The organism is Bradyrhizobium sp. Leo78 (genome assembly GCF_059512425.1).
Genome location: NZ_JCAMOT010000326.1, coordinates 1 through 301, shown reverse-complemented (window position 1 = coordinate 301; position 301 = coordinate 1). Strand labels below are relative to the sequence as shown.

Below are 301 nucleotides of genomic sequence, written 5' to 3'. Positions count from 1 at the left end.
CCTTGGGATGAGGCTCCGCACTACCTCATCCGCGATCGCGACCGGATCTATGGCAGCGTCGTCACGCGCCGATTGCGCGCCATGGGCATCCGGGACACGCCTACCGCACCAGCGTCGCCCTGGTAGAATGGCTTTGCCGAACGGCTGATCGGATCGATCCAGCGTGAGTGTTTGGACCACGTCATTGTTTTGGGCGCGGCGCATCTGCGTCGGGTTCTGCAATCCTACGCCGACTATTACAATAACGTCAGAACGCATCGATCCTTGAACAAGGACGCGCCGATTTCTCGCCCGGTTCAGC

1 pseudogene is annotated in these 301 nt (G+C 60.5%); it reads left to right on the top strand.

The annotated features are described in order from the left end of the window. Nucleotides 1-138 precede the first annotated feature (138 nt). Nucleotides 139-301 (top strand): annotated as a pseudogene (locus AC5ZG1_RS44915) (integrase core domain-containing protein); the annotation flags it as partial.